General features: G+C 63.2%; 25 protein-coding genes. 19 read left to right on the forward strand and 6 right to left on the reverse strand.

The window, feature by feature from the left end; genetic code table 11:
- Nucleotides 1-33 precede the first annotated feature (33 nt).
- Nucleotides 34-453 carry a hypothetical protein gene (locus AC097R_RS02320; protein WP_479595985.1) on the forward strand — a complete coding sequence of 140 codons (420 nt, stop codon included), beginning with the start codon at nt 34-36 and terminating at the stop codon, nt 451-453.
- Nucleotides 454-463: 10 nt separating this feature from the next.
- Here the strand turns inward: AC097R_RS02320 and AC097R_RS02325 are convergent, their stop codons facing one another.
- The 4 genes from AC097R_RS02325 to AC097R_RS02340 all read right to left on the reverse strand — a co-directional run bounded on the left by AC097R_RS02325 (nt 464) and on the right by AC097R_RS02340 (nt 4,403).
- A complete protein-coding gene (locus AC097R_RS02325; RefSeq protein WP_479595986.1) occupies nt 464-856 on the reverse strand; it encodes a hypothetical protein in 393 nt (130 codons plus the stop codon).
- Complete coding sequence (locus AC097R_RS02330; protein WP_479595987.1) at nt 849-2,243, reverse strand: aminopeptidase P N-terminal domain-containing protein; 1,395 nt, start codon at nt 2,241-2,243, stop codon at nt 849-851. The genes AC097R_RS02325 and AC097R_RS02330 overlap by 8 nt, the downstream gene beginning before the upstream one ends.
- Nucleotides 2,240-3,055 (reverse strand): nucleotidyltransferase family protein, encoded by an 816-nt coding sequence (locus AC097R_RS02335; protein WP_479595988.1) that lies wholly within the window; start codon nt 3,053-3,055, stop codon nt 2,240-2,242. Before AC097R_RS02335 ends, AC097R_RS02330 begins: the two co-directional genes overlap by 4 nt.
- Nucleotides 3,056-3,143: 88 nt before the next feature.
- On the reverse strand, nt 3,144-4,403 hold the full coding sequence (locus AC097R_RS02340) for a sensor domain-containing phosphodiesterase (protein ID WP_479595989.1): 1,260 nt from the start codon (nt 4,401-4,403) through the stop codon (nt 3,144-3,146).
- Nucleotides 4,404-4,560: 157 nt separating this feature from the next.
- Between AC097R_RS02340 and AC097R_RS02345 the strand changes: the two genes are divergently transcribed.
- The 17 genes from AC097R_RS02345 (at nt 4,561) to AC097R_RS02425 (ending at nt 22,482) form a co-directional block, all read left to right on the forward strand.
- A complete protein-coding gene (locus AC097R_RS02345) occupies nt 4,561-4,923 on the forward strand; it encodes a SpoIIAA family protein (RefSeq protein WP_479595990.1) in 363 nt (120 codons plus the stop codon).
- A 90-nt stretch (nt 4,924-5,013) separates the two neighbouring features.
- Entirely contained in the window at nt 5,014-6,054 is a 1,041-nt protein-coding gene (locus tag AC097R_RS02350) for an SPFH domain-containing protein (protein ID WP_479595991.1), read from the forward strand.
- A gap of 102 nt (nt 6,055-6,156) precedes the next feature.
- The gene (locus AC097R_RS02355; RefSeq protein ID WP_479595992.1) at nt 6,157-7,683 is read left to right on the forward strand and encodes a DUF4178 domain-containing protein; all 1,527 of its coding nucleotides are present in this window, start codon (nt 6,157-6,159) and stop codon (nt 7,681-7,683) included.
- 38 nt (nt 7,684-7,721) lie between these two features.
- Nucleotides 7,722-8,408 (forward strand): hypothetical protein, encoded by a 687-nt coding sequence (locus AC097R_RS02360; protein WP_479595993.1) that lies wholly within the window; start codon nt 7,722-7,724, stop codon nt 8,406-8,408.
- A 44-nt stretch (nt 8,409-8,452) separates the two neighbouring features.
- Entirely contained in the window at nt 8,453-9,502 is a 1,050-nt protein-coding gene (locus tag AC097R_RS02365) for a hypothetical protein (RefSeq protein WP_479595994.1), read from the forward strand.
- Nucleotides 9,503-9,527: 25 nt separating this feature from the next.
- Complete coding sequence (locus AC097R_RS02370) at nt 9,528-10,667, forward strand: transporter substrate-binding and LysM peptidoglycan-binding domain-containing protein (protein WP_479595995.1); 1,140 nt, start codon at nt 9,528-9,530, stop codon at nt 10,665-10,667.
- A gap of 36 nt (nt 10,668-10,703) precedes the next feature.
- On the forward strand, nt 10,704-10,922 hold the full coding sequence (locus tag AC097R_RS02375) for a DUF350 domain-containing protein (RefSeq protein WP_479595996.1): 219 nt from the start codon (nt 10,704-10,706) through the stop codon (nt 10,920-10,922).
- Nucleotides 10,919-12,493 (forward strand): polyamine aminopropyltransferase, encoded by a 1,575-nt coding sequence (locus tag AC097R_RS02380; RefSeq protein WP_479595997.1) that lies wholly within the window; start codon nt 10,919-10,921, stop codon nt 12,491-12,493. Before AC097R_RS02375 ends, AC097R_RS02380 begins: the two co-directional genes overlap by 4 nt.
- Nucleotides 12,493-14,106 (forward strand): FAD-dependent oxidoreductase, encoded by a 1,614-nt coding sequence (locus AC097R_RS02385; RefSeq protein ID WP_479595998.1) that lies wholly within the window; start codon nt 12,493-12,495, stop codon nt 14,104-14,106. Before AC097R_RS02380 ends, AC097R_RS02385 begins: the two co-directional genes overlap by 1 nt.
- Before the next feature lie 64 nt (nt 14,107-14,170).
- A complete protein-coding gene (locus AC097R_RS02390; protein WP_479595999.1) occupies nt 14,171-14,713 on the forward strand; it encodes a GbsR/MarR family transcriptional regulator in 543 nt (180 codons plus the stop codon).
- Entirely contained in the window at nt 14,710-15,132 is a 423-nt protein-coding gene (locus AC097R_RS02395; protein ID WP_479596000.1) for a thiol-disulfide oxidoreductase DCC family protein, read from the forward strand. The genes AC097R_RS02390 and AC097R_RS02395 overlap by 4 nt, the downstream gene beginning before the upstream one ends.
- A gap of 27 nt (nt 15,133-15,159) precedes the next feature.
- Entirely contained in the window at nt 15,160-15,606 is a 447-nt protein-coding gene (locus AC097R_RS02400; RefSeq protein ID WP_479596001.1) for a cell division protein, read from the forward strand.
- Complete coding sequence (locus tag AC097R_RS02405; protein ID WP_479596002.1) at nt 15,603-16,535, forward strand: TIGR01777 family oxidoreductase; 933 nt, start codon at nt 15,603-15,605, stop codon at nt 16,533-16,535. Before AC097R_RS02400 ends, AC097R_RS02405 begins: the two co-directional genes overlap by 4 nt.
- A gap of 32 nt (nt 16,536-16,567) precedes the next feature.
- Complete coding sequence (locus tag AC097R_RS02410; protein ID WP_479596003.1) at nt 16,568-17,380, forward strand: hypothetical protein; 813 nt, start codon at nt 16,568-16,570, stop codon at nt 17,378-17,380.
- 89 nt (nt 17,381-17,469) lie between these two features.
- Nucleotides 17,470-19,743: a penicillin-binding protein 1A gene (locus tag AC097R_RS02415; protein WP_479596004.1), complete on the forward strand. Its 2,274-nt coding sequence runs from the start codon at nt 17,470-17,472 to the stop codon at nt 19,741-19,743.
- Between the two features lie 134 nt (nt 19,744-19,877).
- Nucleotides 19,878-21,710 carry a M48 family metallopeptidase gene (locus AC097R_RS02420; protein ID WP_479596005.1) on the forward strand — a complete coding sequence of 611 codons (1,833 nt, stop codon included), beginning with the start codon at nt 19,878-19,880 and terminating at the stop codon, nt 21,708-21,710.
- A gap of 139 nt (nt 21,711-21,849) precedes the next feature.
- On the forward strand, nt 21,850-22,482 hold the full coding sequence (locus AC097R_RS02425) for a PEPxxWA-CTERM sorting domain-containing protein (RefSeq protein ID WP_479596006.1): 633 nt from the start codon (nt 21,850-21,852) through the stop codon (nt 22,480-22,482).
- Nucleotides 22,483-22,523: 41 nt separating this feature from the next.
- On the opposite strand, the gene AC097R_RS02430 is transcribed toward AC097R_RS02425, so the two are convergent.
- Nucleotides 22,524-22,907, reverse strand: coding sequence for an S-adenosylmethionine decarboxylase family protein (locus AC097R_RS02430; RefSeq protein ID WP_479596007.1), 384 nt, complete (start codon nt 22,905-22,907; stop codon nt 22,524-22,526).
- Between the two features lie 12 nt (nt 22,908-22,919).
- Nucleotides 22,920-24,041, reverse strand: a complete 1,122-nt coding sequence (locus AC097R_RS02435; RefSeq protein WP_479596008.1) for an NADH:flavin oxidoreductase/NADH oxidase — start codon at nt 24,039-24,041, stop codon at nt 22,920-22,922.
- Nucleotides 24,042-24,173: 132 nt separating this feature from the next.
- Here AC097R_RS02435 and tkt point away from each other — a divergent pair, with 132 nt between their 5' ends.
- On the forward strand, nt 24,174-26,249 hold the full coding sequence (gene tkt / locus AC097R_RS02440; RefSeq protein ID WP_479596009.1) for a transketolase: 2,076 nt from the start codon (nt 24,174-24,176) through the stop codon (nt 26,247-26,249).
- The last annotated feature ends 41 nt before the right edge of the window (nt 26,250-26,290 follow it).

Raw genomic sequence — 26,290 nt, forward strand, 5'->3', positions numbered from 1 at the left:
CTAGCGCCTCCTCACATTACGGAGATATTCGCGATGGCAGAGCAAGCGCAGACACCGCGTGTGGCCGACTGGGAGCTGTACCGCGCCCTGCGCGAGCAGTGGACCCACGAAGACAACCTGGTGAACCACCGCCTGATGTGGCTGATCCTCTCGCAGGGCCTGCTGTTCACGGCCTACGGCACGCTGACTACGGACAAACACCGCTGGCTGGTGATGGGCTTTCCGGTGTTTGGCATGGCCGTGGCTGCCATCATTGGTATCAGCATCCTGGCGGCGTTGGACGCCACCGAGGTGATCCGCCGCCAGTACGAGGCAGCGCGGCTGAATGCACTCTGCAGCCTGACACCCAATAGCCCCATGAGCCACCGTGGCGCTTGGGCCGCCAAGGCCCTGCCCCTGGTGTTCGGCACCCTTTGGGTGCTGGCGCTGACGGGTTATATCCAGGCGGATTGAGCCCGGTGGCTCAGGTTGCGCGGCGGCGGGCCGTGGCCTCGAGAAATTCCATGCCCCATACCGGGGGGGCGTCGCCCCTCGAGCGACCAGGCGGCAGTTCGCCACTCATGAAGACTTTGATGATGGCGGAGCGCACCTCTTGCGGCTCCAGCAGTTCTACGTACGAGCCATTCACGCGCAAGTAGTCACCCTTCTCCGAGATAGCCAACAGGCCATATTCCAGTCCCCAGCGCACGATGCCGATTACCACTTGGTGGTTTTTGGCAATGACAAAGGCCTTTACACCGTTGCGGCGCAAAGAAACGGTCAGCTGTGGCCGCTCCAGCCTTAGCGCAAGAGGCGCTCGCTGCGCAGCAGGCGCAGGGTTGCTCAGCGTGAACTTGCGGCCGGCCATGTCAGCCACGCATCAGCGCTTCAATCGCGTCCGGCTCCACCGGCACGCCACGGCTGACGAGTTCGCAGCCGGTGTCGGTGACGATGGCGTCATCCTCGATGCGAATGCCGATGTTGTGGAACTGCTCCGGCACGCCATCTGCCGGGCGCACATAGATGCCGGGTTCAATCGTCAGCACCATGCCGCTGCGCAGAACGCGTGCAGGCCGGTTAACGATGGTGTCGCCGCTCAGCGCGTCCTTGCGCACACTGCCCTGGCCTAGCTCGGCCGGTTCGGTGTAGCTGCCGCAGTCGTGCACATCCATGCCCAACCAGTGGCTGGTGCGGTGCATGTAGAACTGGAAGTAGGCGCGGTTCTCAATCACATCGTCCAGGCTGCCCACCTTGTTTTTGTCCAAGAGGCCCAGGTCCAGCATGCCCTGCGCCAGCACCTTGACGGTGGCCTCGTGCGGGTCGGTAAAGCGGGCACCAGCCTTGGTCGCGTTTACCGCGGCAATTTGTGAGGCCAGCACCAGGTCGTACAGCGCGCGCTGCGGCCCGCTGTACTTGCCATTGGCGGGGAAGGTGCGCGTGATGTCGCTGGCATAGCCGTCGAGTTCGCAGCCAGCGTCGATCAGCACCAGCTCGCCATCGCGCACGGCGCCCGCATCCGCGCGGTAGTGCAATACGCAGGCGTTGGCACCCGCGGCGACGATGGAACCGTAGGCCGGGTACTGCGAACCGTGGTGGCGGAATTCGTGCAGCAGTTCGGCGTCCAGGTGGTATTCGCGCACATCCTGGCCGGCGCGCAGCATACGGGCTGACAGTTGCATGGCGCGGATGTGGGCACCTGCGCTGATCTGCGCGGCGCGGCGCATGGTGTCCTGCTCGTAGGCGTCCTTGACCAGGCGCATCTCGTCCAGTGGGCCGCAGAGGTCGCGCACTTGTTCGGGCGTGAGCGCGCCGTAGCGCACACGGGCGCGCAGGCCGCTGAGCCAGCCGTCCACCCGGGTTTCCAGGCCCTTGTGCGTGGCAAACGGGTACCACACCGCATCGGCCCCATCCAGCAGCGCGGGCATGCGCTGGTCCAGCTCGTCCACCGAATAGGCGGCGTCCACGCCCAGCGCGGCGGGCGCGGCGTCCGGCCCCAGGCGAAAGCCGTCCCAGATCTCGCGCTCCAGGTCTTTGGGCTGGCAAAACAGCGTGGTCTTGCCGTCGCCCGTGATGACCAGCCAGGCCTTGGGCTCGGTGAAGCCGGTCAGGTAACAGAAGTAACTGTCGTGGCGAAACAGGAAGTCCGCGTCGCGGTTGCGCTGTTGTTCGGGCGCGGTGGGCAGCACGGCCACGCCGTGCTTGCCAATGCGGGCGGCCAGCGTGGCGCGGCGGGCGGCGTAGTCGGCTTGGAGGGATGAGGTCATGGTGTGGGTGGGTTGAGTTCTGCCAGCCGCTCGGGCGTGCCGACATCGGTCCAGCGGCCAGTGTAAATCTCGGCGCTGACCTGTGCTTGCGCCATGGCTTTGCGCAGCAGCGGTGCCAGCGGTGCCTTGGTGCCCTGCGGGTTGCCCGCAGGAATGTCGCACCAGGGCGCCGCAAACAGGGCGTGATGGAACAGCGCAAAGGTGCTGTAGGTGTAGCGCGGTGCCGTGCTGTCGGCCGCCGGGTCGGTGCACAGGCCTATGCCGTGGGCGTCGGGCGTGTCCAATCCAAAGTCGCCCTTGCGGTGGTGCGCCGGGTTGGGCACCAGCCACAGGTGGGCCAGCTTGCCGCTGGCGGCAAAGCGGTCCACCGCGGCCTGGGTGAAGACAAAGTCGGGCGCAAACACGTCGCCCGCCATGGACCAGAACACGGGCGCCAGCTGCGGCAGCGCGCGCGCGATGCCGCCTGCCGTTTCCAGCGCACCGCCAAAGTCATGCCCCTCGTGCGAGTAGTGCAGTGCCATGGAAGCCGAAGAATGCTCTGTTTTTGATAGCTGTTCGCGCAATATTGACGAGGGCTGGATGCCGATTTGGTTTCCAAAGTGCGCCTCAATCTGCTCGCCCAGCCAGGCGGTGTTGATGACGGCCTGGTCAAAGCCACCCCGCGCCAGCGCCTCCAGGTGGTACTGCATGAGCGGCTTGCCATGCACTTCCAAAAGCGGTTTGGGGCAGGTGTCGGTCAGCGGGCGCATGCGCTCGCCGCGGCCAGCGGCCAGCACGATGGCGGGAATGGAAAGGGGTTGCGTGTGGGGCACGTGGATGCTCGGTGGAAAGTGCAAGCGAGCATAGCCCAAGCAACACTGCGGTGCTGCCACCCCACTCAGCCGCCGCCGGCGGTGGCATCTAACAACGCTGGGCAGGGGCGCGGGTAAGTTGCAATGCCTGCTCCAGCGGCATGGGCCTGCCCAAGGCATAGCCCTGTGCCAGACCCACGCCAAGTTGGCGCAGCGTCTCAATTTCGGCGGTGGTTTCCACGCCCTCTGCCACCAGGCGACCCCGAGTGGAGTCTGCAAAGCGCACCAGCGCCACCGCCAGGGCCTGGCGGCTGAGGTCGCTGTCGATATTCCGGGTGATGCTGACATCGAGCTTGATGATGTCCGGTGACAGATGCAGGATGTGCTTGAAGCAGGCATAACCCGCTCCCGCGTCGTCCACTGCCACGCGCAAGCCGGCCTGGCGCAAGGGGCGGGTGATGCGCGCGATCTCGTTGTACAGCGCCACGTCTACCTCCTCGTGTTCGGTGATTTCCAGTACCAGGCGCTCCAGCGGGAGGTCGAGCAGTACCCGTGACAGCTCGGGACTGACCACGGTGTGAGGGGATGCGTTGACGGCGACGTAGATTCCATCGGGCATCTGGGACAGTGTCCGCAGGGCGCATTCAATGGCGCAGATTTCCATGGCGGTTCCCTGGCCCGCAGAGGTCGCTTCGGCAAACCACTGGTCGGGAGAGCGTTGCGGCTCGCAGCTGAAGCGCGTCAATGCTTCAAACCCGACCAGCCGGTTGTGGGTCAGATCCCAGATGGGCTGGTAGACGCTGCGCATGTGGGCAGGCTCAATGGCCCGTGCCAGACGGGCCTGGATGTCGCTCTGCGTCTGCTGGTCATGCATATCCGTTTCGATCTGGTCTGCCAGCATCTCGGACAGCACCCGCATCATGGCCAGGTCGCGGGTGGTGAGGCTGTGGTCGGCCTGCGAGCTGAAGCAGCAAAAGGTGCCAAAGACGCGTCCACTCTTGAGCCGGATGGGCACGCTCAAGTGGGCACCGACTGGCAGTCCATGGGTCGCGGGCAGCGTAAGGGCTTCTGCATTCAGGCAGGCGTCCGCCATGAGTTCGGGCAAGCGTCCGTCCACGATGCGCTGGCAGTAGCTTTGTTCCAGAGGGTCGGACTGGCCGACCCGAATGATGGCTTCCTGGTCCGCCGAATCCACGTACCGGAAATAGCGGCGGTCATCCACAAATTCCGAGATAAATGCCACCTCCATGTCCAGATGGGTACGGATGGCATTGAGGCTGCGCGACAAGGCTTCTGCCACACCGGCGCGCGGCAGGTGCTGGTGTTTTTGGGCCAAGCGCACCAAAGCGCTTTCAAGTGTGCTCTTCATGGCAGTGACTCCCTGATAACGGTGGGGTGCCCGACCGTCACCTAAATAATGCCACGCTTGGTACACGGCGTCCATCGTGATGCCCGCCAAGGGATTGCTTGTGCGCGAAAATGTCGGCATGGCGTCTTGCCGAACCCTATAACGTTGGAATGTTGCGATGACGGTTCTTGTGGATTTTGAAGCCCCCAACCTGGTCACCATCCGCGTTAGCGGCACCATGCGCCGCGCCGAGGTGGATGCCGGCAAGCACCAGGTGCACGACCTGATGCAGCTGCACGGCAACTGCCTGGTGACGATCACGCTGGAGCCCGGCTTCTCCAACCTGGAGGCGTTTGTGCGCTGGGACGACATTGAGGTGGACCACTACATCAAGCGCCACATCATCCGCCTGGCCGTGGTGGGCGACCTGCGCTGGCGCGACAGCGCGCTGCTGTTTCTGTTCAACACCATGGTGCCGTTCCAGATCGAGTACTTTCCTGCGGCGCAGGAAGAATTTGCCCGGGCCTGGCTGACGCATTGACACCCCGAATGTAGGGGCCTTGGGGCCTGCTTGGCGTTGCCATGCGCGGGAAGTATCATTTCCGCTCTGAATCACCAACGGGAGCTGGCTATGGGACTGATGGACTTCATCAAGAAACAGTTTATTGACGTTATTCAATGGACTGAGGAAGACGATGGCACGCTGGCCTGGCGCTTTCCCATGGCGGGCATGGAAATTCAGAATGGTGGTGTGCTCATCGTGCGCGAATCCCAGGTGGCGGTGTTCGTCAACGAAGGCAAGGTGGCCGATGTCTTTGGTCCCGGCACCCACAAGCTCACCACGCAAACCCTGCCGGTGCTGACCTACCTGAAGAACTGGGACAAGTTATTCGAGTCCCCCTTCAAGAGCGACGTGTACTTCTTCAGCACGCGCCAGCAGACCGACCAGAAGTGGGGTACGCCCCAGCCCATCACCATCCGCGATGCCGACTTTGGTGCTGTGCGCCTGCGTGCCTTCGGTAACTACAACTTCCGCATTGCCGACCCCAAGCTGTTTCATACCGAGATCTCGGGGACGCGCGAGAGCTACACCACGGCCGACATCGACGGCCAGCTGCGCGGTCTGGTGCTGCAGAACATCAGCAATGCGGTGGCCAGCAGCGGCATTGCGTTTCTGGACCTGGCGGCCAACCAGCTGAGCTTTGCGCAGGCGCTGGTGCGCCAACTGGCGCCCGAGTTCGAGAAGATTGGCCTGAAGCTCGAAGGCATGACGGTGCAAAACGTCTCGTTGCCTGAAGAGTTGCAGAAGATCCTGGACCAGAAGATTGGCATGGGCATGGTCGGCAACGACATGGGCAAGTTCATGCAGTACCAAACCGCGCAGGCGATTCCCAAATTTGCCGAGGGTGCGGGTTCTGGCGGCGGCATTGCGGGCGATGCCATGGGCCTGGGCGCTGGTGTGGCACTGGGCCAGGTGTTGGCGCAGAACCTGGCCAGTGGCTTGCAGGGCAACGCGGCACCCGCGGCGGCTGCAGCGGCACAAGTGGCGGGCGTGAAGCCTGAGGATGTCATGGCTACGCTGGAAAAACTCGGAGAACTCAAGGGCAAGGGCATCCTGACGCAGGAAGAGTTCGATGCCAAGAAGGCGGAGTTGTTGAAGAAGCTGGTGTAGTCACCGACTAGGCGGGCGGAGCGGCAGAGGGTTCTGCTGCGTGTCCCCCGCCCTTCGGGCTCCTCCTTGACCTTCGCATAACCCTCTACCGCCCCACCTTTCTTGGCTAACGAGACTGTTGCTCCCCAACGTGCCTACCGGGCCCCTTGCCCGGGCTGTGGCGCGCCTGTCAGCTTTCTGAGCGCGCAGAGCACGCATGCGGTCTGCGCGTTTTGCCAGAGCACGGTGGTGCGCAATGGTGACGTGCTGCAGCGCATCGGCAAGATGGCCGAGCTGTTTGACGACCACAGCCCGCTGCAGTTGCAGGCCAGTGGCACCTGGAATGGCCAAAGCTTCACGCTGCTGGGGCGCCTGCAATACAAATACGGGGAAGGCACCTGGACCGAATGGCATGCGGTGCTGGGTGATGGCAGTAGCGCGTACCTGAGCGAAGACAACGGTGCCTACGTCTTCACCACGGCGCAGGCCGTGCAGCGCGAGATGCCGCCGGCCGAGCGCTTTGGCGTCGGGGCCACCACGGCCATCAATGGCAAGTCCTTCACCGTCGCGTCCAACCAGCAGGTTGCGCTGATTTCGGCGCAGGGCGAGCTGCCGCGCCTGCCCGCGCTGGGCACCAGCTTTGCGATGGTGGAGCTGCGCAGCCAGGCGGTGGACGCCAAGGGTGTGGGCGAGGTGCTCAGCGTGGACTACAGCAGCCAGCCGCCCAGCGTGAGCATGGGCAAGTCGGTGTTGCTGGAGGACCTCAAGCTCACGGGCCTGAAAGACGAATCGGCCAAGGACGAAAAGGGTCGGCAGTTTGCCTGCCCCAACTGCGGTGCCACGCTGACCGTGAAGCTGGCCGGCAGCCAAAGCATGAGCTGTGGCTCATGCAACAGCATCATCGACCTGTCGCAGGGTATCGGCGGCGAGCTCAAACACGCGATCCAAGACGAGCCCGTGCAGCCGCTGATCCCGCTGGGCACCACGGGCACGCTGCAGGGCTCGCAGTGGCAGGTGGTGGGCTTTCAGCACCGCATGGGCACCGACCCCAGCGACCCCGACGAGCACTTTGGCTGGGAAGAGTACCTGCTGTACAACGCCAAGCGCGGCTTCATCTTTCTGGTGGACTCCACCGAGGGATGGAGCGTGGTCCGCCCCGCCACCGGAGCGCCCGAGGTCAGCGGCAACCAGCTCACCGCCAAGTACCTGGGCGCGAACTACCAGCTCAAGGAGCGCTACACCGCGCGCACCAACTACGTGGTGGGCGAGTTCTACTGGCAGGTGCGGCGGGACCAAGTGACGGAGAACCGCGACTACAGCAGTGGCAAAAACCTGCTGTCGCTGGAGCAAACACCCAACGAGCTGACCTGGTCGGTGGGCAGCACCATCGACAGTGCGACGGTGGCGATGGCCTTCAAGTTGAAGGACAAGCAGGATCTGCTCAAGCGCACGGACGTGGGGCCGCTGGTGTCTACCAACAACCCGCTGATGCGCCAGGAGTTCTGGATCTTCATCGTGGTGGTGCTGATCTTCCTGGCGATGACGCGCTGCTCGTCCAACTGCGACCCGAATGTGGAAAACTGCTCCAGCAGCAGCCGCACCTCGGGCGGTTCGTTCGGCGGGTTCTCGTCGGGCGGCGGGCACAAATAAACCGGTTCTATTTCCAAGCAATACACACAGGGGGCAAGATGTCGGAGAACGAAAATAGCAAAGACGATAGTCACGGACTGTTAGCAAAAATCAAGAATGCGTTGTTTGAGCCAGAGGCCGTGGTTGAAAAAACCGCCTCGTCCCCGGTGGGGGTGGCGGTCCCCGGCGAGAACCCCACTAAGCCAGCCCCGTTAGTACCAAACAACCCCATGGCAGAGCGAATGATGGCCGTCGTGATGGATCGAACAACGGCGTACACCGCGCTGATGGAGGCGATCACTCCGCTGGAGAGCTACATCGCAGACGAGGCCTCACGCTACAAAGCGGCCTTCGGGATTGTGGGTAAGACCCGCAGTCTGGAGCAGATTATTCAGTCGATTGACATGCAGCATTTGCCTGCTTTGGATGCAGAAACACAGCGCTTTCAAACCCAGGCATTAGCGCAGCAAGACCAGCAAATCAACGTGCGTGGTCGAGAGATGGAAACTTTGCGCAAGATCATTGCAGATACTGAGCAAGAGCAGAAGCGACTGGAAATCCGCCAAGAACAACTTAAACAGGATGCGGTCAATGCCACCGCCAAGATTGGTGAGATTGAAAAGGAAATAGCGCAGAAAAAGCGGGATATTGCGCAGGTGAATCAGCAGTTTGAAGACGCTCTGACATCCGTCAAAGGGCGGATGCTGGAAGCTAAGGCTAAAGTCCTGAAATACTTGGGCGCCTGAGCGATGCGCCCCTCTCAACGTTTGACAGCAAGAAAGACCCAGCGATGAACGATCTCATACCGCAGAACTTCAAACCCAAAAGTTTTTGGGAGCGCCCCGAGGGTGTTACCGGGCAGGTTGTTGGCGTTGCCATGGTGGCTGGCGCCGGCTACTTGTTGTACAAGGCCTTGCCGTACATCATCACGCTACTTGAAAACACGATTTACGCCGCACTGCTGGGCGTGGTTGCCGTGGTGCTGGGCTTTGTAATTTCTGACAAACGCTTTTGGCGTTTGGGCAAGTACATGTACATGAGCTTGATGCGCAAGATCACCCAGATCTTTGTGGAGATCGATCCCATCGGCATCATGAAGAACTATGTGGAAGAGTTGGAGAGCAAGCTCGCCAACATGAATACGCGCATTGCCAAGCTGTCCGGAATGATCCGCCAATGCAAGGAGGAGATCAGCAGCAACAACAAATCGCGCGATGGCTCCATGCGGCTGATGAGTGAGGCCAAGAAACAAAACAAGACCATGGATTTGGCGCTGGCCTCGCGTGAGGTGGGGCGCATGAACGATGCCAATTTGACATACCAGGACTTGCTGGCCAAGTTGGAGCTGCTCTACCGCGTGCTCACCAAGTACCAAGAGGTTTCCAGCTTTCTCATCAAGGACATGAAGAGCGAGATCAAGGTCAAGGAACGCAAGAAGGAGATGATGGACAACGCCTATTCCGCCATCAAGTCTGCGCAGGCCATTATCAACGGCGATCCCGATACGCGCGCAATGTTTGATATGGCCAACGAATACCTGGCGGCAGACTACGCGATGAAGATCGGTGAAATCGAAGACTTTGCCCGCATGTCCGACAGCTTTATGCGTTCGGTGGATCTGAACAATGGAATTTACGAGGCAGATGCCATGCAAATGTTGGCGGAGTGGGAGAAAAATGCAGAGTCACTGGTTCTGGGGGATACGAAGCGCTTGTTGATTGAAAACAATGCGTCGAATGCGTTACCCAGCTCGCTCAACCAAGCACCTCGCGAAGGCGTCCACACAGGCCCATCCCCTGACGGAATCGATTGGTTCAAGTCCCAGTCCGGCAATAAGTAATCACAACGCTTTTTAGAGAAGAAATATGGCTTTAAAACCCTTTCCCCGTCTGGTGCTCATCGCAGTAGCTGTCGGTGGTGCAATGTACGGTTTCATCAAGTTCAACGAATCGCGCAAGCAAGAAGCCGGTGATGTGCCGTTGCCAGTCGCGGGCGTGGTACCAGCGGCACCTGCCAAACCAGTGGCACAGGCGCAACCCGCGGCGAGTGTCGCGAACGACACCTACAGCGCGATTGTGGAAAAGGGCGTGGTTCGTGCCAGCGTGCAATCGCCTTCCCAGCCGTTTTTCTATGTAGAGAATGGCCGCCCACAAGGCTTCAACTATGAATTCCTTAAAGTGCTGTTTGCACAGTCGGAATTCGTGCAAAAGCACAAGCAGATTGCCATTGACACAGACCATGTGGTGGACACGTACCCAGCGGTGCCAGAGGCTCTGTTGAAGACCGATAACCGTGGCAACTCCACGGTCGACATTGCGATTGATGGCCTTACCTTCTCCGATGAAGATTTGCCGGGCGTCGTGTATTCCATTCCCTATGTGGACGACTTTGGCTATGCCTTGATTACGCCCAAATCCTCTTCCATCAAGAGCGCTGCTGACGTGAATGGTTTGACCATCGGGATTCTGAAGGGCGACCCTGATGTGAAAGCCTTTGCTGCCCAACAGTTCCCGAAGGCCCGCCTTGTCGAGTTGAGCGACGCCTCTATCAACGGTGAGCGCATCTGGATCCAGCATTTCATCAAGGCTGGCAAGGTGGATGGTGTGATCTATGACTACCCGTTTGCAGTTGCAGAAATCCGTGGCACCGATCTTCAGTTCGCTATTTCCAAGCTCCCGGGTTCCGACCTGAAATACAAAATCGGTGTGCGCAAGGGCGATGCCCAACTACTGGAAAACTTGAACATTGCCATTCGCAAGGTCAAGGCCAGCCCAGAGTACCTGGATCTGATCAAAAAATACTTCATGAGTGCCAATTTGGCCCAGGTCAAAGGGGCCGATCGCAATGAAGTCGTCTATGTCGTGAAGGTGGGGGACACCTTGTCCAAGATTGCTGCGGCGTTGCTGGGCAATAGCCAGCGCTATACGGAAATCGAGGCACGCAACAATCTTCCCAACCCCAACCTGATCCAGGTTGGACAAAAGCTGGTGGTACCCAAAGGCTGATGGTTCGCGCCTGCAACGCATGGCGCATTTAAGGAGATGACCATGGATTGGTTGAAACCGGATGTGGTGTTGGGCTCGGTGCTGTATGCGGTGATGGGGGTGCTGATTTTCTGGATCAGTTTCATCATCATTGACAAGATCACGCCCTACAACCTGTGGCTGGAGATTGTGGAAAAGCAGAACAAGGCGTTGGCGCTGGTGGTTGCCGCCATGTCGCTGGGCATTTGCATCATCGTGGCGGCTGCCATCCATTGAAGGCTGAGGGATTGGAGCCGCAGGCGCAGCACACCGGGCCGCGCCCGGTCGAGGTCGCGCTGCTCGCCTCGGTGTTTGTGGTGGCGGCCTGCGGGTTGGTGTACGAGCTGGCCGCCGGTGCGCTGGCCTCTTACCTGCTGGGCGATTCGGTGCTGCAGTTCAGCACCGTCATCGGGGCCTACCTGTTTGCCATGGGCATTGGCTCCTACCTGTCGCGCTTTTTCGAGCGTCAGCTCAGCGCCCATTTCTTGCGCATAGAACTGATGGTGGCCCTGGCCGGTGGTGCGCTGCCAGCTATTCTTTTTGTAGCGCATGCCCTGCTACCGGGATCGTTTCGTTTTGTGCTTTACGCCATGGTGCTGCTGGTGGGCATTCTGGTGGGGCTGGAGATACCGCTGGTCATGCGCATCCTCAAGCGCAATGTGGCGCTCAAGGATCTGGTCTCGCAGGTGCTGACCTTTGACTACCTGGGCGCGCTGGTGGTGTCGGTGGCGTTTCCGCTGCTGCTGGTGCCCAAGCTGGGGCTGGTGCGCACGGGCCTGCTGTTCGGGCTGCTGAATGCGGTCGTGGCGCTGTGGGCGCTGTGGCTGTTCCGCCATGAGTTGCGTCGCTTTGCCGCCCACGCGTGGGCTTGTGTTGGGGTGCTGGCCCTGCTGGGCGCGGGCATGGTCGTGGCCGACCACATCACCACCTGGGCTGAGGACAAGCTTTACCAGGACAAGGCCGTCATTGCGCAGACCACGCCCTACCAGCGCATCGTGGTGACCTACGCACCCGGCGAGGGGCGCATGGGCTACCGCCTGTTCCTCAACGGCAACCTGCAGTTCGCCCAGCGCGACGAATACCGCTACCACGAGGCCCTGGTGCACCCCGCCATGGCGGCCTTCTCGGCCACCGGCGCCGCGCCCAAAAAAGTGGCAGTGCTGGGCGGTGGTGATGGCATGGCGGTGCGCGAAATCCTCAAATACCCCGGTGTGGAGCAGGTCACGCTGGTGGAGCTGGACCCGGCCATGACCAAGCTGTTCACCCAGACGCCCGAGCTGGCCGCGCTCAATGGCGAATCGCTGCGCTCGCCCAAGGTCAAGGTCATCAACACCGACGCCTTCACCTGGTTGCAGGGCACGGAGGAGGTGTTTGACGTGGTGGTGGTGGACTTCCCCGATCCCACCAACTTCTCGGTGGGCAAGCTGTTCACCAACGCCTTCTACGCCTTGCTGGACAAGCACCTGGCCGCCAGCGGCTACGCGGTGGTGCAGACGACTTCACCGCTGATTGCGCGCAAGAGTTTCTGGACCGTGGTCACCACCATCGAGTCCGTAGGCCTGACCGCCACGCCCTACCACGCCCATGTGCCCAGCTTTGGCGAATGGGGCTTTGTGCTGGCCAGTCGACGCCCTTGGCGCATGCCCACCGCGCTACCTGCTGGCCTGCGCTTTCTGAACGTGCCCAGCTTGCCGCTGTTGTTCGATTTTCCGCAGGATATGGGCCGTGTGCCGACTGAGGTGAACCGCTTGTCGAACCAGGTGCTAGTGACCACGTACGAAGAGGAATGGGGCAGGGTGGCGAAGTGATGCAGCGCCGCCACTTTCTGGCGTCTGCCGCGGTGCCTCTGGTGGCGTGCTCTGCGCAAACGGACATCACCGGCGGCTTCACCGGCATAGACCACGCCCGCGGCCACCAGCTGCGTGACCGCAGCAACTGGCCCGCTCCCGCCGTCACCCACCGCACACACACCGTCATCGCGGGTGGCGGTGTGGCCGGCCTGGCCGCGGCCCGCGCGCTGCGCCTGCGCGGGCACGACGACTTTGCGCTGCTGGAGTTGGAAGACAGTGCGGGCGGCAACGCGCGCGGCGGCGCGGTGGGCGGTATCGCCTGCCCGCTGGGCGCGCACTACCTGCCCTTGCCCAGCGACGACGCACCCGAGGTGCAAGACCTGCTGGAAGAACTGGGCCTGCGCCAGCGCGTGGCCGGGCGCTGGCAATACGAAGAGCGCCACTTGTGCCACAGCCCACAGGAGCGGCTGTTCTTCCACGGCGCCTGGCAAGACGGCCTGCTGCCCGTGCAGGGCGTGGGGGAGTCCACGCTGGCGCAGTACCGGCGCTTTGCGGCGCTGGTGGAGCAGGCACGCAGTGCCGCCAAGTGGACCATCCCACTACAAAACAAGCCTCTAGCCCCCGTCAAACGTGCGCTAGCAGCTATGACTTTCATAGCATACCTGGAACAAAACGGCCTGACCGACCCGCACCTGCGCTGGTACCTGGACTACTGCTGCGGCGACGACTATGGCGCAGGGCTGTCCACCGTGTCGGCCTGGGCGGGCATCCACTACTTTGCCAGCCGCCATGGCTTCCACGCGCCGGGGGCAGAGTCGGCCGAGCGCGAGGGGTTGCTGACCTGGCCCGAGGGCAATGCCTGGCTCACCCGCCGCCTGGCTGCCCCGCTGGGTGTGCGCCTGCGCACGGGCTGTGTGGTGCTGCGCGTGGCGCAGGGCCGCCACGGCGTGGAGGTGGATGCCTTCAACACCGCCACGCAGCAGGTGGAGCGCTGGCAGGCGCAGCAGGCGATCGTGGCGCTGCCCATTTCTGTGGCGGCGCGCGTGGTGGAGGGGGCGCCTGACTTTCTGCGCCAAGCCGCGCAGCGCGTGGTCTACGCGCCCTGGCTGGTGGCCAACATCCACGTCCGCGAGCCGCTGTTTGACCGGCCCGGCCCGGCACCCAGTTGGGACAACGTGATTTACGCAGAGGCAGGCGCCACCCAGGGCCTGGGCTATGTGGACGCCATGCACCAAAGCCTGCACCCCGTGCCCGGCGCCACGGTGCTCACGCACTACCGCGCACTGGGCGACGTGGCGGGCGGTCCCAGCGCCGGGCGCAGGCAGTTGCTGGAGCAGCCGTGGACCCATTGGCGCGACACCATCCTGGCCGAGCTGGCCACCGCCCACCCCGACCTGCCCGCCAAGGCCACGCGCATGGAGCTGACGCGCTACGGCCATGCCATGGCCATCCCCGTGCCCTCCATTCAAGGTGAAATCGGCTTCCAGCCCCCGTCGACTATGCGCAAGCAGCTATCAAAACAAGAGCAATTTGCCTTGACCCACGGCCGCCTGCGCTTTGCCCACAGTGACTGGGCAGGCTATTCCATCTTTGAGGAAGCGTTCACGCTGGGGCACCGGGCGGGGGCATAAGACTGCTTGACGCGTGGCACAGAATGTTCTCTAATTTCTGCAACGACAGAAATTAGAGAAATCGATGGACCTCAGCCCCACCACCCAAAAATTCGTCCTGCACTGGGGCGAAATGGGGTCGCGCTGGGGGGTGAACCGCACCGTGGCGCAGATCCATGCGTTGGTGTTTTGCAGTGCCCAGCCGCTCAACGCCGAAGACATTGCCGCGGCACTGGACGTGGCGCGCTCCAACGTCAGCAACAGCCTGAAGGAACTGCAAGGCTGGGGCCTGCTGCGCGTGACCCATATCGCCGGCGACCGGCGCGACCACTACGTGGCGCACCAGGACATCTGGGAGATTTTTCGCGTGGTGATGGACGAGCGCAAGAAGCGCGAGCTGGACCCCACGCTGGTGGTGCTGCGCGAATGTGCGGCCCAGTCGCAGACCGACGCGCTGCTGGACCCCAGCACCCGGGCCAAGATGGACGGCATGCTGGAGTTCATGGAGCTGTTCATGGGCGCGTATGACGACTTCAAACGCCTGCCCACGCCCACGCTGAAACGCCTGCTCAAGACCGGCGGCAAGATCGCCCAGTTCCTGGGGCCAGACAAGGACGCCAAGCCATGACGACGCTCGCGCTGGTGCTCTACTTCGACGGCCAGTGCCCGTTTTGCGCCGCTGAAATGCGGCGCCTGGGTCGCTGGGACCGTGCGGGGCGTTTGGAGTTTGTGGATATCGCAGCGCCGGGCTTTGACCCCCGCCCGCTGGGCGTGGACATGGCGGCCCTGAACCGCGAGATGCACAGCCAAACCCGCGCCGGCGCCGTATTGGTCGGCATCGACAGCCTGCTGGCCGCGTACACGCTGGTCGGCCGGGGTTGGCTGGTGTGGCCGCTGCGGGTGCCGGGCCTGCGCCAGCTGCTGGCCCTGCTGTACCGCGGCTTTGCGCGCAACCGCTACCGCTTCTCGCGCTGGCTGGGGTACCGCCGGATGCCTGCGTGCGACGGCGGCACCTGTGCCGTCGGCAACCCCTTCTTCAAAGACTAGCCTGGCCACTTGTTTCCAAGACCTTCCATGCGTACCCAAGATTCTTCTTCCACACGCCCATGGCTGGTCCGCTGGATGTATGCCGTGGCGGTAGCTCACCTGGTGGTGGCGGTGCTACTGCCCTGGATGGCCCAACTGCCCCTGCTAGACAACTACCACCGCGGCATTGAGCAGTATTTCTGGTCGGGTGCGGCGCCTGTGGCGGCGCGTGCCCAGCAGCTGTGGTGGATCTCGTTGTTTGCCGCCACCATGCAGAGCACCGCGTTGTGGATGCTGGCGCTGGTGCATATCGGCAACCGCCAGCGCACTGCGGCGGCCTGGCTCTGGCTGCTGGCGGGGCTGGCGCTGTGGGCGCCGCAGGACATCGGCTTTTCGCTGCAGGCACACGTGTGGACCCATGTGGCGGTGGATACCTTCGCCTTGCTGATCATGGTGCCGCCGCTGGTGTGGCTCTGGAGACTGGACCGCGCATGACATCTTCCCCCAATCCCTTCCAGACCATGCCCCCGCAGCGGGTGCTGATAACGGGGGGCACCGGTTTTATCGGCTCGGCGTTGGTGAACCATCTGCTGGACGCGGGTCACACCGTCACCTTGCTGGCCCGCAACCCCGTGCGCGCAACCAAGCAATTTCAGGCACGCGCCCGGTGCGTGCCTTCCATCGCTGCGCTGGGTGTGGAAGAGGGTTTCGACACCGTCATCAACCTGGCAGGTGCCCCGGTGCTCGGGCCGCGATGGAGCGCCCAGCGCCAGGCGCAATTGCTGGCCAGCCGCGTGGGGGTGACGCAGTCGCCGCTGCAGTGGTTGGACCGTGCCGCGCACAAGCCCGCCACCTGGCTGCAGGCGTCCGCCATAGGCTACTACGGCGTGCGCGATGGCGATGAACGGCTGACCGAGTCCAGCGCACCGGGGCAGGGCTTTATGTCCACGCTGTGCCAGCGATGGGAAGCGTCTGCCCAACCTGTGGCGGACCAGGGCGTGCGCCTGGTGGTGCTGCGTTTGGGGGTGGTGTTGGGGCCCGGTGGCGCCTTGCCACCGATGTTGTTGCCCTACCGTTTTGGCATGGGTGGGCGCCTGGGCGATGGCCAGCAGGTCATGAGCTGGATCCACCGCCACGATGTGCTGCAGATCATGGCCCGCGCCATGGCGGATGCCCGCATGCTGGGCGTCTACAACACGGTGGCACCCGGAGCCGTTCGCCAGGCCGAGTTCGCCCGCACGGCCGGAAAAGTGCTGCACCGGCCCGTGTGGTTGCATCTGCCCGCGGCACCCCTGCGCTGGGTCGCCGGTGAAATGGCCGAGCTGCTGCTGGACGGGCAACGGGTCGTGCCCCAGCGGTTGGTGGACGCGGGCTACCGGTTTGCCCACCCCGACTTGCAGCAGGCGCTGGAAGACCTGGTTTGACTTCACGCACAGTACCAACACAGGAGAGGCATGTGACGAATAGCGATGACACCGCATTTCTGGCCGCCGAATACGCAGCCATACGGGCCGCGGCCTACGCCCTGGCAGGTGGCCTGACGGACCTGCCACAGCGTGCCTCGGTGTACTTCCATTTGTACGAGGACTCGGGTGGTCGCAATGTGTTTCCGCTGATCGCCGCCCATGGCGCCCTGTGGGGTGCGGGCTACTTTGCCAAAGGCATGTTGGCGGGCCAGGTCCTGGCGCTGCAATATGCGCTGCAATCACAGCGCAAACGCCAGCAGCAACAAGCGCTGCACCAGTTTGCAGACCGCTTTCGGGACATCAATCGGCGCGTGTGCGCCGAGGCCTACACTGCCTACCACTTCTCTCAGCGGCATGGGCACACGGCATTCGCCGAGAGCACGATCCCGCCGCGCTTGCTGCGCGCGCTCAACCAATGCCATGCATCGTGCGTGACCGGGGCTGCGTTCTCTGCCGAAAGCCGCCGGGAGTTGTTCGATGCGTTCTTCCTGTGGGAACAAGACACCATCGTCGCCCAAGCCGTGCACGAGGCCGTGGCGCAGCTGGATTGGCCCGTGGCGAAATACCTGGCCATGCGGCCCCGCATCGCGTTTGCCTACTTTGCAAAAGGCCGGGGCCTGCAGTTCAGCAACTTTGCCGACAAGGAGGAGCGCATCCAGCATGGCCGCACCGCCTACGCCGTGGCCGAGCAGGTGGGCTTGGGCGCGGTGGAGGCTGCCCTCCAGCACTACGGGATCATGCCGGACACCTTTTTTCAGGACAGCCGGGCCCACTTTGCCCACCATCTGGCGGCGCTCGCCTAGCGTGCATACAGGGCCGCGGCGGCTCCTGCCCATAATGCGCCCTCACCCTTTCTATCTTTATGCCAACCATTCCCTGGGGCCCCTGGCCCATGCGTGTTCTGAAAATCGGCCTGGTGCTTGCGGTGCTGGTACTGGGCTTTCTGCTGTCGGCCATCGCCTTTTTGTACCCGCAACTGCCCGATACCTCTTCGCTGTCCAACTACCAGCCCAAGCAGCCGCTGCGCGTCTTCACGGCCGATGGCGTGGAGATTGGCGGCTTTGGTGCGGAGAAGCGGGTCTACCAGCGCATCGACCAGATCCCCGCGCTGATGAAAGACAGCCTGCTGGCAGTGGAAGATTCGCGCTTCTACTCGCACCACGGGCTGGACCCTGTGGGCATGGCGCGTGCGGCGGTGGCCATCGTTACCGGCGGGCGTATGCAGGGCGCCTCCACCATCACGCAGCAGGTGGCGCGCACGTTTTTTCTGAGCCGCTCGCGCACGCTGGAGCGCAAGCTCAAGGAGGCCATGTTGGCCTTCAAGATCGAATCACAGCTCAGCAAAGACCAGGTGCTGGAGCTGTACATGAACCAGATCTACCTGGGTTCGCGATCCTACGGCTTTGAGGCCGCGGCACAAACCTACTTTGGAAAAACTCTGTCCGCACTCAGCGCGGCCGAGTGCGCCATGCTGGCCGGCCTGCCGCAGAACCCCTACTTCGCCAACCCCATCCACAACCTGGAGCGCGCCCGTGCGCGGCAGTTGGTGGCCTTGGGCCGCATGCGCTCGCAGGGCGTGATTGACGGCGGGCAGTACGCGCAGGCGCTGCTGGAAAAGCTGGTGGTGCGCAAGCTCAATGATGTGGAGGTGCACGCCGAGTACGTGGCCGAGATGGTGCGCCAGCAGGTCTACGCCCAGTTTGGCGAGCTGAGCTACACCACGGGCCTGAACGTCACCACCACCCTCCGCTCCACCGAACAGCAGGCGGCCTACAAGGCCTTGCGTCGCACGCTGGTAGAGCACTCCCAGCGCCAGGCCTGGCGCGGCCCCGAGGGCTTTGAGGCGTTGGCCCCCACGCTGAAGGACGAAGACCCTGCCGTGGCCCAGGCCTTGGCCGACTTTGATGACGACGATGACCTGCGCCTGGCCATCGTCACGCGCGCCACGCCCAAGGCCGTGACCGTGGTGCTGGCCTCGGGCGAGGTGCTGCAGATCGACGGTGCCGGCCTGCGCGCCGCGCAGAGCGGCCTGGCCGAGTCCGCCTCCAACAAATTGAAAGTGCGCCGCGGCGCAGTCGTACGTGTCGTGCAACAGGGCAAGGGCTGGTCCCTGGTCCAATGGCCCGAAACCGAGGGCGCCTTTGTAGCGATGGACCCGCTCAATGGCCAGGTGCGCGCGTTGGTGGGCGGCTTTGACTTCCACCGCAACCAGTTCAACCACGTGACCCAGGGCTGGCGCCAGCCCGGCTCCAGCTACAAGCCCTTCATCTACTCCGGTGCGATCGAAAACGGTGTGCAGCCCGACACCCTGGTCAACGACGCGCCGTTGGAGAACGTGGGCGACTGGGCACCGGAGAACGACGACGGCAGCACCGATGGTCCCATCACGCTGCGCCACGCACTGGCGCGCTCCAAAAACCTGGTCTCCATCCGGCTCATGCAGTTTCTCTCGCCCCAGGGCGCGCGCGACTGGACCAGCCGCTTCGGGTTCGATGTAGAACGCCAGCCCGCCGACCTGACGCAGGCGCTGGGTACCGGTTCTACCAACCCGCTGCAACTGGCGGGTGCCTATGCCGTGCTGGCCAATGGGGGCTTCCGGGTGTCTCCGCAGTTTGTGAAGAGCATCACCCGCGCCAGTGGCGAAGTGGTGTTTGAGGCGCCCGTGCAGGTGCTGGACGAGTCCCTGCGCACCGTGCCGCAGCGCAACACCTTTTTGGTGTCCAGCCTGCTGCAGGACGTGACCCGCGTGGGAACCGCCGCCCGCGCCCAGGCCACGCTCAAGCGCCCAGATTTGTATGGCAAGACCGGCACGACCAACGACGTGGTGGACGCGTGGTTTGCCGGCTACCAGCCCAGCCTGGTGGCCGTGGCCTGGGTGGGCTATGACACACCGCGCAGCCTGGGCTCGCGCGCCTCCGGCTCGGCGCTGGCCTTGCCCGCTTGGATCGAGTTCATGGCCACGGCCCTCAAGGGCGTGCCGGTGCAAGAGGTGCAGCCGCCCGCAGGGGTGGAGCGTGTCGACGGCGACTGGCGCTACAGCGAATGGGCCTTCAATGGCTCTGTGCGCACCCTGGGCATGGACGCCCAGCCCATCAGCCCGGCCTTGGCCGTGCGTCCCACGCTGGAGTCCAGCCTGGCGCCGCCTTGGGCGCCTGTGGTGCACTGAGAATTTTCTGACCAGCGGCTGCGGGCGGCTGTCGAGCGTGCAGGGCGCGCGCCAGCGGCGACCCTAAAATTTGTGCGGGAGGCTGCACGCCAGGGTGTGGCTGGGCATAACAAATCACATTCAGGCCTGCATCCATGAATCCAGACACCGCACTGCGCAGCCAGCTGCTCAAGGTCCTTTGCTTTGCAGCGCTGGCGCTGTTTTTCATCCCCGCGCTCACCTACGGTTTCGTGCGCTACGCCGCGCACCAGGACGACGTGGCCTTCCAGCGCATGGTGGAAGAGCGTGTCTACGCCGACAACAACGCTTCCAGCGAGGAGAAGCAAGCCCAGATCACCTTCTACCGCCAGCGCCCACCGTCCACCGCTTGCAGCAATGCAGAACCTGATGCGCAGCGCTACCGGGAGTCCGTATGCCAGCCGTATGGCGAGGTGTGGCAATTCCACCTGGTGCGCCGCGTGGCCGGCTGGACGCTGGTGGGTGGGGTATTGGTCCTGTTGGCCATTGCTGCGCTGGGCGCGCTGGCCTTTGTGAACCGCAAGCTGCAGCACCGCAGCTTTGTGGTGGGGTGGCGCCTGATGATGCTGGCCAGCGCGGCTGCGGTGGTGGTGCAGGGCGCTGCGCTGGTGTGGCTGTCGTTCTGGCTGACGGCGTTTTTCTTCCACAAGTACTACCTCAAGCTGATCCTGATTGCGGGCGTGCTGGCCCTGGGCGCGGTGTGGGTGGTGGTCATGAAGATTTTTCAGCGCGTGGCGCTGAACAACACGGTAGAGGGCGAGGTGGTAACCGAGGCCGACGCCCCCTTGCTGTGGCGCCGCATCCGCCACATGGCGGCGCGCCTAAAGACGGCACCGCCTGACCACATCGTGGCGGGCATAGACACCAACTTCTTCGTCACCGAAACCCCGCTCACCGTGGGCCAGAAGACGCTGCAGGGGCGCAGCCTGTTTGTCAGCATTCCGCTCTTGCGTGTGCTGAGCCTGCAGGAGGCCGATGCCGTGCTGGGCCACGAGCTGGCCCACTTCCGCGGCGGTGACACGCGCAACAGCGCGCTGCTGGGCCCCAAGCTGCAGCAGTACGACCACTACATGCACGGCCTCAGTGAAGGTGGCTTGGCGCTGGTCGTGGTGCCGTTCATGCAGCTCTACCGCATGGTGTTTCAGCTCGCGCTGTCGCGCGACAGCCGGACGCGAGAATTCAAAGCCGACCGCACGGCGGCCAAGCTGGTGTCGCCCCAGGGCATCGTGCAATCGCTGATCAAAATTGCGGCCTATGACCACTACCGCTCCAATACCGAGCGCACGCTGTTTGAAAGCGACCGCAAACTCAACGGAGCTTTGGGCATTGCCCAAGCGGTGGCGCAGGGCCTGCACCCGTATGCGGCGTCGGACGACTTCTTTGATGACATGCGCACCGCCCATATCCCGCACCCGTTTGACAGCCACCCGCCGATTGCCCAGCGCATGCGCCACGTGGGCCATGTCGTGCTGCCCGATGACTACGGCGCCATCGTGCGCCAGACGCCCACCACGACCTGGGCCGACGAGATCCTGACGTCCGTAGCCATTGAGGAGCGCCTGTGGGCGCAGTACGAGGCCCAGTTCGCCCAGAACCACGAGCAGACTCTGGCCTACCGCTACGAGCCGGCCAACGACGAAGAGCAGGCGCTCGTGCTCAAGTACTTTCCGCCGGTGGTGTTTTCGCTCAAGAATGGCGCGTCAGTTGAGGTCAACTACAGCGGCATCCTGCCCTCCGGGGAGGAGGAGTTGCCCTGGGACAGCGTCAAGGCCCTGCAGTACCACGAGAGCAGTTTTGGCGACAGCATGACCGTCACCCTGCATGAGAAAGGCCTGATAGGCGCCAAGACCACCAAGCTCAAATTGGCCGGGCTGGGCAAGCAAAAAGACGCGTTCAATGTCGCGGTCAGCCACTACTGGCGCCGCCACCAGATCATGCGGGCCCAGTAGCGCGGCCGCAGAAACTTGGATCAATTGCGCAAAAAGTCACGCTGGCAGCGCCCTGGTGGGCCCACAAAGCCGGCTTGGCGTCCAGGGCGTTCCTTACAATTGCAGCTTGGCAAAATTTGCCAGTAACCGCACGGGACTCATGAAAAAAATCGCCATCGCCGCCGTTCTGGCCGCCAGTTCTTTCCTCTCTGCACACGCAGCTTCCATCTCCGGTTTGGTGAACACCGGCAGCTTCGCCAGCGGTTCGCAAGACACCAACTACGTACTCAATGGCGCTGGCTACGGCTACGTGAGCTACGACAACTCCTGGCCCATCAATCCCTGGATTGGCAACACTGCCGCTTCCAAGTGGATCACGCCCACTGCCAACCAGGCCGACTCCCTGGACCCCTCTGTCAACGGCACCTACTCCTGGACTCTGTCGTTTAACCTGACCGGCTTTAACGCCAACACCGCCAGCTTCTCCGGCCAATTCGCTGCCGACAACGCAGCGATCGTCAAGCTGAACGGCGTGAACATCGGTACTTCTGGTGGTTTCACCTCCTACTCCAGCTTCGCTGCCAACAGCGGATTCAACGCTGGCGCCAACACGCTGGAATTCGTGTTGACCAACTATGCCCAAGGCAGCGGCAACCCCGCAGGTCTGCGTGTGGAATTCCTGCAGTCCACCGTGGCCGCCGTTCCCGAGCCAGAAACCTACGCCATGCTGCTGGCCGGTCTGGGCCTGATCGGTTCCATCGCACGCCGCCGCACGCTGCGCCGCAAAGCCTGATCTGCGCGGATCGCAAAAAAGGGAGCCTAGGCTCCCTTTTTTTATGGCTGCGGCAGTGTGCCGCGTAGCAGCTGGTGCTGCTCCACATGCGCCGCGTCAAACAGCTGCAGCAGCGTTGCCAGCAAGGCCCGCGCCTTGGCCGAGTGGTCGCCGCCCATGTTGCATACGTACACATCGAGTGTTACCGCGCGCTGCTCCGGCCAGGTGTGCACGCACAGGTGCGACTCGGCTAGCAGCACGGTGGCCGTGACACCACCGGCGCCCTGCGCCGTGGCGGGAAAGGTATGTACGACCTGCGACACGGCCTGTAGCCCCGCTGTCTCCACAGCACGCACGCAGAAGTCCCCCAGGGGGCCGGCCTCAGTCAGCCAGTCCATTCCACAGCGGCAGCCGTGCAAATCGGCAGTCAGGTGCAGTCCCTGCATAGCTGCGCCTGCTTAGCGCCCGCCCACGGCCACCTGGCCAAACACGGCCTGCGCCTCGCGCGGCAGGCTGCGCCAGTAGGTCGGGTGGGCCTGTACTTCGCCGCCCAAAGCGGCGGCGGCTTGCCAGCCCCAGCGGGGTTGGTACAAAAAGGCGCGCGCCAGCCCCACCAGGTCGGCCTCTCCGCTTTGCAGAATGGCTTCGGCCTGGTGCGGGTCGGTGATCAGGCCCACGGCGATGGTCAGCAGGCCGCTGGTCTCGCGGATTTGCCGGGCAAAGTCCACCTGGTAGTTAGGCCCCAGTGCAATCTTTTGCTGTGGTGACACGCCGCCGCTGGACACGTGGATGAAATCGCAGCCCAGAGCTTTGAGCCGCTTGGCAAACTCGGCGCTCTGGTGCACGTCCCAGGCCCCTTCCACCCAGTCGCTTGCAGACAGACGGAGGCCCAGCACGCCGTCATAAACAGCACGCACGGCCGCAAATACTTCCAGCGGAAAGCGGATGCGATTCTCGAAATTGCCGCCGTAGGCGTCGTGGCGCTGGTTGGCAATGGGGGACAAAAATTCGTGCAATAGATAGCCGTGCGCGCTGTGGATTTCGATGGCCTCCATACCCATGCGGTCGGCCCGCCTGGCCGCTTCCACAAAGGCAGTTTTCACGCGCTCCATGCCAGCCTCGTCCAGTTCCGTGGGGGGTGCTTCGCCCGGCAATTGGGGCAGCGCCGAGGGGCCAAAGGTCTCCCAGCCGCCCTCTTCTTTCGCCATCAGTTGGCCGCCTTCCCAGGGAATGTGGCTGGATGCCTTGCGTCCCGCGTGGGCCAGCTGGAGGCAAACTGGCACCTGCGGTGCCAGTTTGCGCGCACGCGCCAGCTTGTCGGCCAGCGCGGCTTCGGTGCGATCGTCCCACAAGCCCAGGCACGCCGGGGTGATACGGCCTTCGGGCAACACGCCCGTGGCTTCGATGGTGAACAGGCCGGCGCCGCTGTTGAGCAGGTTGGCCCAGTGCATCAGGTGCCAGTCCGTGGCCTCGCCATCGACGGACTGGTATTGGCACATGGGCGCAATGACGATGCGGTTGGAGAGGGTGAGGCCGCCGCGGGGCGATGGCAGGTTCAGGGGGGTGAAAAGCAGGCTCATGCATAAAAGCATAGCCCATGGGTCAAATTCCAGGCGGTACCGCCCTGTAACGCCCCTTCGGCGCGGCCCGGTAAAATCGGGAGAGTTTCGCCCTTCTCACCGTTTTCCAACCTTACCCCGGAGTTGCCCTGCATGGCCCCCACCCCCAATACCAAAGACATGGCAAATGCCATTCGCGCACTTGCCATGGACGCAGTGCAACAAGCCAACTCGGGTCACCCCGGGGCCCCCATGGGCATGGCAGACATGGCCGTTGCCTTGTGGGGTGATCACCTGAGCCACAACCCCAGCAACCCCAACTGGCTGAACCGCGACCGCTTCATCCTGTCCAACGGCCACGGCTCCATGCTGATCTACGCGCTGTTGCACCTGACCGGCTACAAGCTGCCCATCGCCGAACTCAAGAACTTCCGCCAACTGCACAGCAAGACCCCGGGTCACCCCGAATTCGGCTACACCGCTGGCGTGGAAACCACCACCGGCCCGCTGGGCCAGGGCATTACCAATGCCGTGGGCTTTGCGCTGGCTGAAAAGCTGCTGGCCACGGAATTCAACCGTGAAGGCCATACTGTGGTGGACCACCACACCTACGTTTTCATGGGGGACGGCTGCCTCATGGAAGGCATCAGCCACGAAGCCGCCGCACTGGCTGGCGCCTGGAAGTTGGGCAAGCTGATTGCGCTGTACGACGACAACGGCATCTCCATCGACGGCCAGGTCGCGCCCTGGTTCATCGACAACACCGCCCAACGCTTTGTGGCCTATGGCTGGAACGTGATTGGCCCCGTGGACGGCCACGACGCAGCCGCTGTATCCGCAGCCATTGCACAAGCCAAGGCCGGCACCGACAACCGCCCCACCCTGATCATCAGCAAGACCCACATCGGCAAGGGCAGCCCCAACCGTGCCAACACCTCCAAGGCCCACGGCGAACCCTTGGGCGCTGAAGAAATCAAGCTCACGCGCGAAGCCATCGGCTGGAGCCACGCGCCCTTCGTCATCCCCAAAGAGGTGTATGGCGACTGGGACGCCAAGGAAAAAGGCAAGGCCGCTGAGGCCGCCTGGAACGACAAGTTCGCCGCCTACAAGGCCGCTTTTCCCGAGCTGGCCAAAGAGCTGCTGCGCCGCATGAAGGGCGAGCTGCCCAAGTCGTTTGTGCAAACCGCGGTGGACACCGTGATTGCCGCCCACCAAAAGGGCGAAACCGTGGCCAGCCGCAAGGCCAGCCAGCTGGCACTCGAATCGTTCACTGCCGCATTGCCTGAGCTGCTGGGTGGTTCGGCCGATTTGACCGGATCCAACTTGACCAACACCAAGAGCACGCCCAACCTGCGCTTTGACGCGCTGACCGGTGCTGTGGTGACCAACGAGGCCGGCCAAGGTGGCCGCCACATCAACTACGGCGTGCGTGAATTCGGCATGGCCGCCATCATGAACGGCGTGGCCCTGCACGGTGGCTTCATTCCCTACGGCGGCACCTTCCTCACCTTCAGCGACTACAGCCGCAATGCCATCCGCATGGCCGCACTGATGAAGCTGCGCGTGGTGCACGTGTTCACGCACGACTCCATCGGTCTGGGCGAAGATGGCCCCACCCACCAGTCGGTGGAACACGCCGCCAGCCTGCGCCTGATCCCCAACCTGGACGTATGGCGCCCTGCGGACACCGCAGAAACTGCTGTGGCCTGGACGGTTGCTTTGCAAAACAAGAGCAAACCCACGGCCCTGCTTTTGAGCCGCCAGAACATTGCCTACATTGCCAAGACAGACGCTGCCGATGCGCCCAACGCCTCCGGTCTGGACGCGATCAGCAAGGGCGCTTACGTGCTGTCCGAGCCGTCCGACGTGGGCCTCAAAAAGAAGACCCAGGCTGTGATCATTGCCACCGGCTCCGAAGTGCAATTGGCCATTGCCGCGCAAAAGCTGCTGGCCGAGCGCAAGATCGCGGTGCGAGTGGTGTCCATGCCTTCCACCACCACGTTTGACCTGCAAAGCAGCGAGTACAAGTCAGAGGTGTTGCCCGCCGGCCTGCCACGTGTGGCGGTCGAAATGGGTTCCACCGGTGGCTGGTGGAAATACGGCACTGCGGCCGTGGTGGGCCTGGATACCTATGGTGAATCCGCGCCCGCGCCTGTGCTGTTCAAGCACTTTGGCTTTACCGCCGAGAACGTGGCCGACACCGTGCAAGCTGCGCTGGCCCGCAAGTAATTCTGGTTTCTGTGTCCTACGACTTTTTTAGTGAAGTGAGA

The organism is Rhodoferax sp. ZS1R25 (assembly GCF_056521335.1).

Excerpts from the sequence above, each read along its gene's own strand:
- AC097R_RS02320 (WP_479595985.1), top strand. The coding sequence starts at position 34 with ATGGCAGAGCAAGCGCAGACACCGCGTGTGGCCGACTGGGAGCTGTAC.
- AC097R_RS02330 (WP_479595987.1), bottom strand. The coding sequence starts at position 2,243 with ATGACCTCATCCCTCCAAGCCGACTACGCCGCCCGCCGCGCCACGCTG.
- AC097R_RS02340 (WP_479595989.1), bottom strand. The coding sequence starts at position 4,403 with ATGAAGAGCACACTTGAAAGCGCTTTGGTGCGCTTGGCCCAAAAACAC.
- AC097R_RS02345 (WP_479595990.1), top strand. The coding sequence starts at position 4,561 with ATGACGGTTCTTGTGGATTTTGAAGCCCCCAACCTGGTCACCATCCGC.
- AC097R_RS02350 (WP_479595991.1), top strand. The coding sequence starts at position 5,014 with ATGGGACTGATGGACTTCATCAAGAAACAGTTTATTGACGTTATTCAA.
- AC097R_RS02360 (WP_479595993.1), top strand. The coding sequence starts at position 7,722 with ATGTCGGAGAACGAAAATAGCAAAGACGATAGTCACGGACTGTTAGCA.
- AC097R_RS02365 (WP_479595994.1), top strand. The coding sequence starts at position 8,453 with ATGAACGATCTCATACCGCAGAACTTCAAACCCAAAAGTTTTTGGGAG.
- AC097R_RS02370 (WP_479595995.1), top strand. The coding sequence starts at position 9,528 with ATGGCTTTAAAACCCTTTCCCCGTCTGGTGCTCATCGCAGTAGCTGTC.
- AC097R_RS02375 (WP_479595996.1), top strand. The coding sequence starts at position 10,704 with ATGACCATGGATTGGTTGAAACCGGATGTGGTGTTGGGCTCGGTGCTG.
- AC097R_RS02385 (WP_479595998.1), top strand. The coding sequence starts at position 12,493 with ATGCAGCGCCGCCACTTTCTGGCGTCTGCCGCGGTGCCTCTGGTGGCG.
- AC097R_RS02390 (WP_479595999.1), top strand. The coding sequence starts at position 14,171 with ATGGACCTCAGCCCCACCACCCAAAAATTCGTCCTGCACTGGGGCGAA.
- AC097R_RS02395 (WP_479596000.1), top strand. The coding sequence starts at position 14,710 with ATGACGACGCTCGCGCTGGTGCTCTACTTCGACGGCCAGTGCCCGTTT.
- AC097R_RS02400 (WP_479596001.1), top strand. The coding sequence starts at position 15,160 with ATGCGTACCCAAGATTCTTCTTCCACACGCCCATGGCTGGTCCGCTGG.
- AC097R_RS02405 (WP_479596002.1), top strand. The coding sequence starts at position 15,603 with ATGACATCTTCCCCCAATCCCTTCCAGACCATGCCCCCGCAGCGGGTG.
- AC097R_RS02415 (WP_479596004.1), top strand. The coding sequence starts at position 17,470 with ATGCGTGTTCTGAAAATCGGCCTGGTGCTTGCGGTGCTGGTACTGGGC.
- AC097R_RS02420 (WP_479596005.1), top strand. The coding sequence starts at position 19,878 with ATGAATCCAGACACCGCACTGCGCAGCCAGCTGCTCAAGGTCCTTTGC.
- AC097R_RS02425 (WP_479596006.1), top strand. The coding sequence starts at position 21,850 with ATGAAAAAAATCGCCATCGCCGCCGTTCTGGCCGCCAGTTCTTTCCTC.
- AC097R_RS02430 (WP_479596007.1), bottom strand. The coding sequence starts at position 22,907 with ATGCAGGGACTGCACCTGACTGCCGATTTGCACGGCTGCCGCTGTGGA.
- AC097R_RS02435 (WP_479596008.1), bottom strand. The coding sequence starts at position 24,041 with ATGAGCCTGCTTTTCACCCCCCTGAACCTGCCATCGCCCCGCGGCGGC.
- tkt (WP_479596009.1), top strand. The coding sequence starts at position 24,174 with ATGGCCCCCACCCCCAATACCAAAGACATGGCAAATGCCATTCGCGCA.